This window comes from Phormidium sp. CCY1219 (assembly GCF_035615515.1).
Taxonomy (GTDB): domain Bacteria; phylum Cyanobacteriota; class Cyanobacteriia; order Cyanobacteriales; family Laspinemataceae; genus CCY1219.
In genome coordinates, this window is the sequence record NZ_JAJENT010000209.1 from 1 (window position 1) to 13,563 (window position 13,563).

11 protein-coding genes are annotated in these 13,563 nt (G+C 48.7%); 6 read left to right on the plus strand and 5 right to left on the minus strand.

The genetic code is table 11. From position 1 onward, the window contains the following. Positions 1-376: 376 nt before the first annotated feature. The 4 genes from LKK83_RS01510 to LKK83_RS01525 form a co-directional block, all read right to left on the minus strand. Positions 377-1,081 (minus strand): iron-containing redox enzyme family protein, encoded by a 705-nt coding sequence (locus LKK83_RS01510; RefSeq protein WP_324628984.1) that lies wholly within the window; start codon positions 1,079-1,081, stop codon positions 377-379. Positions 1,082-1,432: 351 nt separating this feature from the next. Further along, the gene (locus LKK83_RS01515; protein ID WP_324628985.1) at positions 1,433-1,789 is read right to left on the minus strand and encodes a hypothetical protein; all 357 of its coding nucleotides are present in this window, start codon (positions 1,787-1,789) and stop codon (positions 1,433-1,435) included. Between the two features lie 275 nt (positions 1,790-2,064). Next, positions 2,065-2,550, minus strand: a complete 486-nt coding sequence (locus LKK83_RS01520; RefSeq protein WP_324628987.1) for an SET domain-containing protein-lysine N-methyltransferase — start codon at positions 2,548-2,550, stop codon at positions 2,065-2,067. A 397-nt stretch (positions 2,551-2,947) separates the two neighbouring features. After that, positions 2,948-5,080 carry a mechanosensitive ion channel domain-containing protein gene (locus LKK83_RS01525; protein ID WP_324628988.1) on the minus strand — a complete coding sequence of 711 codons (2,133 nt, stop codon included), beginning with the start codon at positions 5,078-5,080 and terminating at the stop codon, positions 2,948-2,950. A 980-nt stretch (positions 5,081-6,060) separates the two neighbouring features. Between LKK83_RS01525 and LKK83_RS01530 the strand changes: the two genes are divergently transcribed. From LKK83_RS01530 to LKK83_RS01555, 6 genes are all read left to right on the plus strand, one after another. Then, positions 6,061-7,074, plus strand: a complete 1,014-nt coding sequence (locus tag LKK83_RS01530; RefSeq protein WP_324628990.1) for an aliphatic sulfonate ABC transporter substrate-binding protein — start codon at positions 6,061-6,063, stop codon at positions 7,072-7,074. 55 nt (positions 7,075-7,129) lie between these two features. After that, the gene (locus LKK83_RS01535; protein ID WP_324628991.1) at positions 7,130-8,002 is read left to right on the plus strand and encodes an ABC transporter permease; all 873 of its coding nucleotides are present in this window, start codon (positions 7,130-7,132) and stop codon (positions 8,000-8,002) included. A gap of 448 nt (positions 8,003-8,450) precedes the next feature. Further along, the gene (locus tag LKK83_RS01540) at positions 8,451-9,239 is read left to right on the plus strand and encodes a MazG nucleotide pyrophosphohydrolase domain-containing protein (RefSeq protein WP_324628992.1); all 789 of its coding nucleotides are present in this window, start codon (positions 8,451-8,453) and stop codon (positions 9,237-9,239) included. Between the two features lie 150 nt (positions 9,240-9,389). Further along, a complete protein-coding gene (locus LKK83_RS01545; protein WP_324628993.1) occupies positions 9,390-9,854 on the plus strand; it encodes a nucleoside 2-deoxyribosyltransferase domain-containing protein in 465 nt (154 codons plus the stop codon). A gap of 1 nt (position 9,855) precedes the next feature. Beyond that, positions 9,856-10,854: an IMP dehydrogenase gene (locus LKK83_RS01550; RefSeq protein ID WP_324628994.1), complete on the plus strand. Its 999-nt coding sequence runs from the start codon at positions 9,856-9,858 to the stop codon at positions 10,852-10,854. A gap of 101 nt (positions 10,855-10,955) precedes the next feature. Beyond that, positions 10,956-11,729 (plus strand): ABC transporter ATP-binding protein, encoded by a 774-nt coding sequence (locus LKK83_RS01555; protein ID WP_324628996.1) that lies wholly within the window; start codon positions 10,956-10,958, stop codon positions 11,727-11,729. A gap of 59 nt (positions 11,730-11,788) precedes the next feature. Here LKK83_RS01555 and ureC read toward each other — a convergent pair whose 3' ends face one another. Further along, complete coding sequence (ureC, locus tag LKK83_RS01560) at positions 11,789-13,513, minus strand: urease subunit alpha (protein ID WP_324628997.1); 1,725 nt, start codon at positions 13,511-13,513, stop codon at positions 11,789-11,791. Positions 13,514-13,563: the final 50 nt, after the last annotated feature.

The following is a 13,563-nucleotide window of genomic DNA, read 5'->3' on the forward strand; positions in this document are numbered from 1 at the left end:
TGTTGCTTGATGCGATCCGCAGCCGAATAGTCCCAACCGCGCTTGCACCTCCGAGGTAAAAAATTCGTTACCTCACCTGAACTGATAGACAATCAAATTAATACATGGATAGCTTCTATCTGGGCAAAACCTCGGCAGTACCTATGCTTACACCTTAGCTTGATGCATATGGGGTTTTAACCCCCATGTGATTCGCTCACAGAATCCTTTTAGGGAAGGGGTCTGGGGGGTTACGTCTCTCTTCAACCCGGAGATGCTCTCACAAATTTAAGCTTGCTAGTCCACTATTACCCACTGGATAACTATAGAACTTAATGCTATATTTCCAAGCGGGGAAAAGACGGAAATAAATTTTATAGATTGCAAACTGCATCGCTTAACTATTGCAAACTGCATCGCTTAACTGTTGCCGCATCTTAAGTTCGTATTGACTAACAAACTGAAATATTTCTTCGACTTTCTGGGAGTTTTTTTCCCAAAGCGGCAACAATACTGGCTCCATGATTTCAAAATGCTTGGCTTCACAGTGAACTTTAAAGAAAGTCAAAGCGTTTTGAGGTACATTAAATGTCTCTGCTACCCGCAATAAAGCCAGAAAGTCAACGTTGTCAAGTTTTTCCCAAGCAGATAATAGACAGGCTATGCTGTGGGTATCTTGATCTTCTCCACTTTGAAGCCACTCAATCCATCCTCGCTTGTAGCCGCTAACGAAGGATGGGTAGGTATCGTCCATAAAATACTTGGATTTTATATCAATGCCAACAGCTACGGCGAAATTATGATACATTTCTTCGTGAGAGCGACCAGCTCCTCCCATTTCTTCACGAATATTATCTATTATGGACTGCTTAATTGTCAAATTAGGAGCATGGTTACCTAAATACCAAAGAATTTCTTGGCTGCTCAGTCGGTAGAGATGATAAACAAGTTGCACAAAGTAAATTTGCTGTTCTTTGGTTAATTGTTCATGAGCCGTGAATAATTTCATGGCATTTAAAGATTGGGCGTATTTCTCATACCATGGCTCGACAAACTGCCGGAGGGAAACAGCCAACTCAGAATTCAGATTTTTGGTTTTCATTAGATTGCTTCATTATTAATGCCCTAATAGCTCTAATTGTAACAGGTCTAAGGCGTTGATACCAAAAATGTTGCATTTTTGTAATACAAATTTACATTGAAGAAAATCAAATCCCTGTATCGGGGTAATCGCATCTATTGCGGTTCTCAAATAAATGTGGTAGAATGCAGAGACTAGTTCAAGCGACCAATTATAAGATAAAAGCTTATTCCAGAGATTTACGAAAAAAATCATAGATGCCTATAAAAAAGAAAAAATTTTCTCAATTCTGATTTATAGCCTTTCTCAGATTGATGCGATCCGTAGCCGAATAGTCATTACCGCGCTTGCACCTCCGAGGTAAAAAATTCGTTACCTCACCCATATGAGAACTGCTATAACATTAGGAAAATAAATTGTTTTTGCATAACTGCTGGTTGAGTATTTGGAGATTCCAAATAAATGAATCATCGCCTTTTCTGGTTCCTCAAAACCCGGATATAACTTGTGCAGGCTGTTTCTCATATCCTCATTTAATTGCGTGCGACCTGCATATTCTCTGTGGAATGCTTCCCTTTCGGCGTGAAGCCTCTCTGACCCTGGTTTTTCTATTGCTATTATTCCCTTAAAATTAGAAAAATCCCCCAATCTTTCAAGCCAGGTATCTACTAAATAACAATAAGTAAACCACGAGGATTCAATCACTAGATAAAATTCTTTTGACACCATAACATTATTCAGGTTTAATTGATTTTTATTTCACACAAATTTCGCCAGGAAACGCTTTTATCGTCCCTGAATATAACTCTGCCTTCTGGCTGACTAACGGTTTCAAATCGCGTCGATTTGAGTTTTTCGAGAAGCCCATACGCAAATTATTTTGCAGATTTACGGGTGGCGAGGCGGAGTTGCGGTTCAGCCGTTCCCTAGCAGAAGCTAGGGAACGAGCCACCGATGTAAGCATGCAAATTATTTTGCATACCTACTTAGCAATCATTTCCTCCCTAAATCCCTAGCTGGTGCTTGATATGTTGGGATAGCCTATATTTACCGAGTATTTCTCGAGGTAATTGTCCCGCTCCCTCAATCTTTCCCAAACAGGCTTGACTTCCGCAATGACACTTAAATGCTCTATCCATCGACCATTCTGTAGAGGGATAGAAAAAAGTCAGCTCTTCCCCAGTGTTAATTTGACGCAGAGCAGTAACCCTCATCTCGGTGGTATCGAAATCCACATTGGGGTCGCAACTATGGTTGATACATTGCAACCACTCGGGATCTAGCAGAATGTGCCGATTTTTATCGAGCTGTACGGATAAATAGTTGGGTTTAGCTAATATTTCTCTCGCCCCAAAACTAAACAAAACTTCTCCCGGACAAAACTCCCCAATGGCGTGGAGGGATTTATTCCTGGTTTGTCGGCACTCCCAAACCTCAGCGATTGGGGCTACCTGGTGTTTTTTGTGAGTTATCTTGACTGTTTCAGTCATGCTAAGCGATTGTGGTATTTCAATTGGTTTCCTTACTCGGTGGAGTATGGCAATACATCGGAGTTAGCCGGGGGTGTGAGTCACCTCCCTTTGTTTCTAGTATAGCATCGTTCTTTTCAACATCAAATCCCTTTGGCATAGAAAATTTTGCGAATTGTCTGGCAAAAGCAGCAGCTTGGCGTGGGTTGGCGAGGGGCTGCTACAGCTTGCAGAAGCATTGCAAAGGAGTTGCGATTGTGAGTGGAGCAATCATGGGAAGCGAGGCCGATTCAGGGGTGCAGACTTGTCAAACCCGAGGTGGATGAATGGTACAACATGGAAATCCCCCCTGAGAACAGGGGGGATGGGAGGCACGATCGCCTACCGTGAAGTAGTATCGCTCACAACCGAGCCGATTCTAGAACGCTTCCACCGATGGAGGACGACCCTCGGCAGAGATTCTTGGGTCCACGGGGTGTTCCATGTGGAAAGCAGGTTTGCCTGCTGAAGCACCATTGCCGTTGGACTTGGAGTCAACGCGAATATTCTGTTCCGGCAAGGCGACGGAAAGCCCTTCTTCCTCGAAGCGGATCTGGATGTGGCGGATAATATCCGGCCATGCTGACCAGAAATCGTCGGTTTTGGTTGTAAATCCAAAGTATATTGCGATAAAATACTCATCATACTCCCAAGGGAAGGTTCCCGGCGGTGGATCGTCCAGGACTAAGGGGTGAGATTTCGCAAGATCCACCAGAATGCGTTCCGATTGGACAATGCTTTGGTGAAAGGGAATGCGGATGCATAAGGTAGCTTTACGGGTTTCGCTTCGGGTTAAATTGGTGATGGTTGAACTCCAAACCGTATTGTTCGGAATGTTAATCATCTGTCTGTCGAACCCTTGAAGGCGCGTATTGGCCAGGGTGATGGAATCCACATACCCCCAGATGCCGTTCATTTGAATTTCATCCCCCACGTCGAAGGGTTTGTAGACCATCAGCATCAAGCCGCTGGCGAAGTTCCCCAAGTTACTTTGCAGGGCGAATGCCAAGACGAAGCTAACCCCCCCAACCAAGGCTAAAATCGGTCCGAGGCTGACTTCCAGGGCGGTGAGGGCTAGCAACACCCCAACCACGATCCCGCCGCGCTTGACCAACATCACCACAAACTCGCGCAGGAGGTGGGAGATGCCGGGAAACAGCATCAGGGTGCGATTGAGCAGGATGCCGAGACCCTGGGCCACCACGATGGATGCCACCATGATGCCGGTAAACTTGCCGATATTGCCCGCCCAGCGCATTCCGCCTTCATCGGACTTCAGCCAACTGACGGCGCGCAGTGCCAGACCTTCGGTATCTTGGACGTCAATTTCCACGACGCCGATCGCGCTGATGAATTGGGAGTAGGATGTGGGGTCGCCGCCTTTGCTCTCCAGTTCCTGCAAAATCACTTTGAAGCGATCGACGATCGCGGTGCGCTCGTTTATCAGTTCGGTAACGGTGACGACTAGTTGATTTTTCTGTTCGGACTCTTCTTCGGCGCTTTGTTTCAACTGCTCGGCGCTGTCTTCGAGTTCTTCTTGTTGGTTTTGCAGGTTGGCATCTTCTTCAATGCCCGTCGGACCGGCAACTAGTGTCTGTCCGTCGCTGTCGATTTCGGTATTTTCCAAACTAGCAGCCACGCGATCGGTGGCATCATTTTGCCCGCCGCGATCGCTTTGCGGTTCAGACGCTCCGCTAATGGCTTCCCGAGCTTTTTTTACCTTTTCCAAGGCGGCGTCAAATTGCCGGGTGGCTTCTTCGGCTTCTGGGGAGTTGGGTTCGGCTCCCCGTAAGTCCTCTTTGGCCTTTTCTAGCTCCCGGATCGCAGTGTCGAGGGTATCGATTTTGCCCACCAGTTCCTCGTAGGCAACGGTTCCGGGCCAATACACTTCCTCGCGATCGCGCTTAGCTTGCTCCAGTACCTCTCTGGCTTTTTCCAGTTCGGCGGTTTCCTCTGCTTTTGCTAAAGCCGCGTTGAGCGCGTCGTCTTCTTGCAGCCCCTGTTGGGTCTCCTGCGCTTCTTCTAAGGCACTCTGCGCGTTTTTGATATTTTCTTTGGCTGATTCGATTTTTTTCGTAGCTTCATGGTATTCCAGAGAGTCTGGAGCTGCTTGGGCTTGCGCTTCTTCGGCTTCTGCCAGGGATTGCTGGGCCGCTTCCAACTCACTGGCGGCTTCTTCCTGTTTGGCGATCGCCAGGTTTTGGCGTCGGATGGCGATTTCGACTTCGCTAATTTCTTGAACTTTTTCCTTGAGAATTAACAACCACGCCGCCGCTTCCACTTCTAGTTCCTCTAGGGTGAGCGGCTTGACCATCAACCTCAGTTCCTCTACGGGAATGTTGAGGTCTTTGGTGGTGATTGCGCTCTCGGTATTCGGATCGCCGGGAATTGTCTCTGCGATGAAGGTTTTTTCAGCGCTCGGATCTTCCTGCGATCGCGCGGGGCCGCTCCAACTCACAATTGTGCAAGCGATTCCCGCTACCACAACAGACCAGATTCGGTAGCGAAACATACTTTTAGTTTCTCCCCAACAGCTTCAGTGTCCATGTTATTAGCCTTGAGTCTAATCAACGCCCAAGGATTTTGTCAATGCCAATCTTATCGGAAAATTCTATTGTTTTTGTAAAGATTTGTTGACTTCCGGATTTACCCTCGCTCCGCTCTGGCTTTTGCTGAATTTCTTTTCAACCCTTTTACCGTTCTCGTACTGTACTTTGCACTACTTTCTCCACATTCAACAAGCGATTTATCAATGGCTTCTGGCTGTTTTTGCCCTGACAACCGTAAACCCGTCGCAAACCCTAGCCGTTCCGCCTGCTTTGTTTCTCGCGAACGGCTCATTTTAGCAATTCAGGGGCGAGCTGTAGCCAAATTAATTGACACTGTAGCCAAATCAATTGACACTGTAGCCAAATCAATTGACACTCCTGGCAGGAGGGTGACAGGAGGCGATAAAACAATGGAGGGGCGATCGGCAAAACTACCGGCTCCCATGCAGGTACCTCACCCACACAGTGCGCTTTTCCCCGCCGCAATGGGGTCACCGCCGTAGGATCCAACGCTTGACAAAAAAGAACAGTGATGAAATAACAGCTCAGAGAGGTTTTCCCACCCCAAAAACCCTCGGATGGTGGGTCTTGAAGCACCGGAATTTTCGGCGCAATCCTGGCATTTATGCCGCAAAAAATCAAGGAGTGGAGGGAAAAAGCGAGGGGATAACAAGTAGCAGAAATCAACCGATAAAAATAGGTGTACAATAATCGAGGGAATGTTCTTCCTACCCACCCTCTATCCCAGGTGGGTATGGAGAAGCTAACGAAAAGACCGACTCTGGAGGACTCTCCCGGGCGTTCAACCTAACCAGGTAACACCGGACAAGGTTCAACCGACAAAAGCTGCCAGTCCGAATGGGAAGAATAAAAGAGCAGAAGGTTTGCAGCAAATGCATACCCCAAAGCAACGGTATAGTAGAAACTTATCCACGGAGGAACGATGAAGCGTCGGGCGTTTGGGTCTGGATTGAGTATATTTGTAGTCAGTGTATTTTTCTGCGCGAGTTGCACCTCTTCTCCGACCGCCGGGAAGGATCCCAATGCACTTCGGATCGGATATAGTGCCTGGCCCGGTTGGTTGCCTTTAACCGTAGCCGAAGAGCAACAAAAATTTGCCGCCAACAATGCGGGCATTAACTTGCAGTGGTTCGATGGCTATTTAGATTCGCTCAATACTTTAGCGGCGGGTCAACTGGATGCCAACACCCTAAGCCTGCAAGATACAATTAATGCCGTCGCCGCCGGTGCGGATCTGGTCGCGGTGGTGGTGACGGATTATTCCACGGGCAACGACCAAATTATCGTCAGCGAAGGCATCAACAGCGTTGGCGAACTGAAAGGCAAAACTGTCGCCGCCGAAGAAAGTACCGTTTATTTTTTGCTGCGGCTGGCATTAGAAAAAGCCGGGTTGACTCTCGAGGATATCGAGTTTCAACCGTTAGAAGCCGGGGCATCTGCAGCCGCTTTTGTGGCGGGACAGGTCGATGCGGTGAGCGTTTACGCCCCTTTTACCAGTAAAGCAACCCAGCGATCGGGCAGTAAAGTCATTTTTAGTTCAAAAGATGTCCCGGGGGCAATTCCATCGGCGATCGTCTTTCAGCGCGAAACGATAGAAAATCGTCCCGAAGCGGTGCAAGCTTTTGTCAATGCCTGGTTCGATACCCTGGCCTTTATGGAATACAATCCAGAAACGGCCTATGAAATGATGGCGAAGCGCGCTGGGGTGTCGGTAGAAGAATACAAAGAATATGCAGCGGGCACCAATCTGTTGAGCCTGGAGGAAAACTTAACCGCCTTTACCCCCGGAAATGACCTGAATTCTGTATATTATGCTGCAGAACAAGTCAGCAACTTTTTAGTAGAAACCGGGTTGGCTCAACAGAAACCGGATATCGACGGATTGTTCGATGACCGATTCGTGAAAGCTTACGCCCAGCAACGAGAACAAGAATAAATCCGCCCATCGTGGTCACAGAAGAGAAGGATGCCGTAAGAAAAATGGTTTGCGAATGAATAAAGCTCCATTGATTCAACCGAAGAGGAACCAGCAACAAAACGATAGCGCCCCGGAAGATAGAACCTTGCGGCCCACGGTTTTTTGGCGGATTGCTGAGGATATACCCGATCGCTTGCGGTGGGTGCTGATGGGACTGTCGATCGCAATACCCTTCTTGTTTTGGTGGATATTCTCGAATTCGGGATGGGTGAAACCCTTGTTTCTCCCCACGCCAGCTAAGGTATTTTCGGCGATCGCCCATCTTTGGGCAACCGGGGATTTACTCAAAGATATTTTCGCCAGTTTATATCGGGTGCTGATGGGGTTTGCCTTGGCGGCGACAATCTCGATTCCCTTGGGAACGGTGATGGGGTCATTTGCCAGCGTGCGATCGCTCCTCGAACCGATGATTGCCATCCTCCGGTATATGCCCGCCCCCGCCTTTATCCCCTTGCTGATTTTGTACTTCGGAGTCGGGGAAACGACCAAAATTTTGCTGATTTTTCTCGGCATTTTGTTTTACAACACCTTAATGGTGATGGATGGGGTCAAGTTCGTGCCCAAGGAGTTAATCGAAACCTCCTATACATTAGGCGCGCGCCGCCCCCAAATCATCTGGCAAGTGATTTTTCCCTACATTCTGCCCACGATTATCGATGCAGCTCGCGTCAATATTGCCGCCGGATGGAATTTAGTCATTGTCTCCGAATTGGTGGCGGCGACTGAAGGATTGGGACGGCGCATTATTGTCGCCCAAAAATTCCTCAAAACCGATGAAATTTTTGCCGGCTTGATTGTGATTGGCATCATCGGGTTGTCCATAGACTTGTTCTTTCGATTTCTGTTGCGGCTCACTTGTGCTTGGGCGAGTCACGAGAATCGCTAGTTATTTAACTCTTTCGTTTAGGTTGTTGGGCGAGGGGGGACTTGCGCTCCATTTTAAAAGCAATTCATCTAGGGGAAAGGAGGAATCTAGTCCTACATTTTCCTGGGTTATCCTTGCATATATAAAGCGAATCCTAGTCATTTATTTTGTTGAGTAAAAAAATGTCAACTTAACTTGACAGTAAATAGAGAATGACATACAATGAAAGGCAAATAAATACGATGTTATTTCGTCCCTGCTTTCTGGTGAATTGACTCCTCTAATATATTTTGGAGAACTTCACTAGAAAAAGCAAATCACTCCACCGCAAACCGCAGGAGATTACCCGGAGCGGAACGCCACCAACTCTAGCGTTAGCAATAGTTGGTGGATAGAGGGATGAAATACTCAGCATTCGAGCCAGAATTTCTGGCCATATCCATTACAATTGTCCTAGACTGGAGTACCTATGGCTCTTGAAATCAATCTCAGCGAACTTCGTGCATCGATGTCCACCCAATCCACTCAACCGGTAAAGGTGGAAGTTCCTCCGAATATCATTGCCTCAAACGTAAATGTATTTTCGGGAGATTTACTGTTAACCTGCTCTTACTCCCCAGAAATTAGCCCGACGGTTTTCCAAAACCTAGCTCGGGGACGACGTGCGTTCTCGTTTTGTCCGGAACTGACGCACCTGGACAAATTAGGCTTTAAACTCTGCACGATTTTTCGACTGAAGCGGGTCACCAGTTTGGTAGTTTTGACCAAAGATGGCTCGCCCCATTCAATGCAGATTCCGTTAATGGTGCAAGAAGCGGCGGAAGATGTGGGGTTTGATAAAAATAACATTCGTTATTTTTGCCTCGAAGGCGGGCAAGTTCACGAAATTGCCGATCTCGCCATTCGCAAAGCCCGTCACTATTCCGAAATCGAAAAGCTACTGCCATTTGCCAAACTGCATAAAGTCACTCAAATCTTGCGCTCTCCCGAAGGATGCCCCAACGATCGCGCAGAAACCTATGAATCGATCGTAAAAAATCTCGAAGAAGAAGTGGCAGAAATTAAAGCCGGAGTAGAAAACAAAGATACCGAAAATCTGATTGAAGAAATCGGCGATGTGCTATTCAATCTCTATTTGATGAGCCAAATTGCCGATGAAGAGGGAAAATTTGACATCACAACCGTAGTGGATCGGGTTGCCGATAAAATGATTCGCAATCACGAATCGATTTTCGCCCCGCTTCAATTGAAATATTAAACCGAGAGTCAGATCGGGGGAACAAGCTACCCGATCTGGCGCGATCGCCTACCTGCGCCCAGCGGTGCCCAATGACCTTTGGACAAGGGGTGGCGCAGGATTAGGCGTGGCGATCGCTCTCCAACAATCGCAGAAGTGAGGAATTGCCAGATGCAAATTTGGTACACCGATCGCCCACTGCCCGAGGATCTGTCGAACTCCCTCTTTCTCGCCGGACCCACCCCACGCAGGGCGGAGGTCATCTCCTGGCGCAAGGAAGCATTACAGATTTTATCGGACTTGCAATTTAGGGGGCAGGCGATCGTGCCCGAATGGTCCACCGGCGCGTTTTATCCCGATGAAATCGAGCAATTTGAATGGGACGAACAAGGATTAGAACGTGCCAGCGCGATCGTCTTTTGGGTCCCGAGAGCGATCGCCACCTTGCCTGGGTTGACCACCAATGTGGAATTCGGTCGCTATGTGAGTCTCGCACCCCAGCGCGTCTTTTATGGCAGACCCGATGAGGCGGTGTCGGTTCGCTACTTAGATTGGCTCTATGAAAAACATACCCAGAAAAAACCCTACCATCGCCTGACTCCTTTACTAAAAGCAGCAGTAGAAGCAATTAACTAACATGACCTCTCGGATTATTCCGCCCCCTTGTTGCGGGTTTGAATACGCTCATCTCTCGGTCATTCCCAGAGTCTCCAACGTTCGACCCGAGGATGTAGAAATCAAAACCCACATAACGCCAACCTTTGCCACTGAACTACCGTTTGTTCCCTCGCCGATGGACAGCGTAATTGGCAAAGAACTAGCACTCGCCATGCTTCAAGCCAAAGGATTGCCCATTTTACATGGTTTTTATGGAGAAACCCCGCAATTATATGCCCTAGTCGATGAACTAAAAGAACGCTTTCCCCACCGCGACGATCGCCTGGGTCTTCTTCTCTCACCGGATTTAACCCAACTCTCAGAAATTGCCCCCTTACTCCAAGATAGAATTTCCGTCATTGCACTAGACACCTTACATCAAAGTCCGCATCTGCACCTGCAAGCGGTACGAGAACTCAAACACCGCTTTCCCCATCTCGAAATCATCTCCGGAAATGTAGTATTTTCAGAAGATTGTCGGGGATTAATTCAAGCCGGCGTGGATGCCATTCGGGTGGGAATGACCTCAGCTTCCATCAACCGAGGGCGGGAACTGCTCGGTTGTGGTAGAAGGCAAGCTTCTGCGGTGTGGGACTGTGCTAAAGTCACTACAGAACTCGGCGTGCCATTAATTGCCGATGGCGGAGTGAAAACCATCTCCGATGCGGTAATTGCCTTTGCATTAGGAGCGGATGCCGTGATGATGGGACAGAGGTTTGCCAGTCTTCCAGAAAGTGCGGCACCCATGCAAACTAACGCGGTAGGCGATCGGGTAAAAATTTATCGTGGAATGAGCCGAAAAGGAAAAATCGCCGCCGACCTCATTCCGGAAGGAACCACCAAAGAACTACCAGTCGCTTCCGATTTCGATACAACTGTTTTAGAATGGGTAGCAATTCTCAAACTCGCCATTTCTAGAGCCGGCTTTTCCGCCCTAACCGAGTTCAAAACCTCTGCTTTACTGGAATTTATTCTTTAACCACCCATTTCCCTGATGGATTCACCGAAAGGTGCTGCATTCTCAGATACCCCAGGAAAAAATCTGTAAACAGCCTTGATTTTAATTGAGGAGAATAACTCATGCATTTAGAAGTTGACAATTTAACCAAAGCATTTCCTCGCCGAGGGGGAAGTTTGCTGGCTTTGCAAAATATTAACCTGCATGTGGAAACTGGAGAGTTTGTCTGTGTAGTGGGGGCGTCGGGTTCGGGAAAATCGACGTTCCTGCGTTTGATTGCCGGGTTGGAGATGCCGACAAAAGGAGAAATTTTAGTGGATGGAGTGTCGGTGAAAGGACCTGCACCGGATCGCGGTATGGTATTTCAAAACTACACCCTTTATCCCTGGATGAGTGTGGCGGAAAATGTGGGATTTGGGTTAAAACTGCAAGGGGTTTCGCGCAGGCAACGAGAGCAGCAGGTGGCGTATTATTTAGAAATTGTCGGGTTGTCGGAATTTGCCCGATCGCTGCCCAGAGAATTGTCCGGGGGAATGAAACAGCGGGTGGCGATCGCCCGCGCCCTCGCCTGTCAGCCCAAAATTTTATTAATGGACGAACCGTTTGGTGCCTTGGACGTGCAAACCAAGGAAGTGATGCAACAATTTCTGCTGCAAATCTGGGACCAGACGGGCACTTCTATTTTAATGATTACCCATGATGTGGAAGAAGCGGTATTTTTGTCCCAACGGATTTATATGCTAACCGCTCGTCCGGGAACGGTGCAAGAAGAAATTATTCTGGATTTACCGAAAGAGCGCAGCGATTATCTGCGGCGATCGGCAAAGTTCCTCGACTACAAATATTATATCATGGGTAAGCTGCGATCGGACGAAAATGTTCCATTAGCAGTTTGACAACCTCAGTTTTTTACCCGGGGTTGTTGCGTGCAATTGCAACAACCACCAGGGAAACTTTAAAAGAGAAAATAGCGTTGAGCTAAGGGCAATTCGCGGGCGGGTTCGCAAGCGAGCAATTGCCCATCTGCCCACACTTGGTAAGTTTCCGGATCCACTTCAATATAGGGAGTGAGGCCGTTCAGCTTCATGTCAGTTTTCTGAATTTTGCGGGTATCGGACACGGGAACCGCGAGTTTTTGCAAGTTAAGCTGACTCGGAACGTCTAATTCTAGGGCGGCTTGGGAGAGAAACGTGAGACAGGTAGCGTGGCGATCGCCGGCAAAACTGCCAAACATCGGCTGCATGTGGATGGGTTGCGGGGTGGGAATGCTGGCGTTAGCATCGCCCATTTGCGCGTAGGCGATCGCGCCGCCTTTGATGACCAGTTGGGGTTTGACGCCGAAAAAGGCGGGATTCCAGAGGCACAAATCTGCCAGTTTGCCTTCTTCGATCGACCCCACATAGGTGGCGATGCCGTGGGCGATCGCCGGATTGATAGTATATTTCGCGATATACCGTTGCGCCCGGAAGTTGTCCTGTTCTGCCTCGGGAGTTGCGCCATCCGGGGGCGGGAGAAACCCGCGCTGCACTTTCATTTTATGGGCGGTTTGCCAAGTGCGAAGGATAACTTCTCCCACTCGTCCCATTGCCTGAGAATCCGAGGCAATCATGCTAATCGCCCCCAAGTCGTGCAAAATATCCTCGGCGGCAATGGTTTCGCGGCGAATCCGGGATTCGGCAAAGGCCACATCTTCGGGAATGCTGCGATCGAGGTGGTGACACACCATCAGCATATCCAGATGTTCCTCTAAGGTATTGGCAGTATAAGGCCGCGTGGGATTGGTGGAGGAGGGTAGCACGTTGGCTTCGCCGCAGACTTTGATGATGTCCGGTGCATGTCCGCCTCCCGCACCTTCGGTATGATAGGTATGAATTGTGCGATTTTTAAAAGCGGCGATCGTGTTTTCTACAAAACCCGCCTCGTTGAGGGTGTCGGTGTGGATGGCAACCTGCAGGTCATACTCTTCCGCCACACCAAGACAGGTATCGATCGCGGCGGGAGTGGTACCCCAGTCTTCGTGCAGTTTCAGTCCCATCGCCCCCGCCATCACTTGTTCGATTAGGGGGCGCGGTTTGCTGCTGTTGCCTTTCCCGAGAAACCCCAGATTCACCGGAAAGGCATCCGCCGCTTGCAGCATTCGGTGAATGTTCCACGGACCCGGGGTGCAGGTGGTGGCATTCGTCCCCGTCGCCGGCCCGGTTCCGCCACCCAGCATGGTGGTGATTCCCGAGGCGATCGCTACTTCGATTTGTTGCGGACAAATAAAGTGAATGTGGGCGTCAATTCCCCCTGCAGTGAGAATCATTCCTTCCCCCGCCACTACTTCGGTTCCCGGGCCAATAATAATATCTACATTGTCTTGAATGTAGGGATTTCCCGCTTTGCCAATTTTAAATATTTTCCCGTTTTTTATCCCCACATCTGCTTTTACCACCCCCCACCAATCTAAGATAACTGCATTGGTAATCGCCAAATCTACCGCCCCTTCTTCGTTAGAAATGGGGGATTGTCCCATGCCATCCCGGATGACTTTCCCGCCGCCAAATTTCACTTCGTCGCCATAGGTGGTAAAGTCTTGTTCCACTTCGATAAATAATTCCGTATCCGCCAAACGGATGCGATCGCCCACCGTGGGACCATAGGTTTCCGCATAGGCGCGACGATTCATTCGATAGCTCATCTTCACTCCTCACGGGGAATTACTCATACCCGTTACTTTCCCCTCAGTTT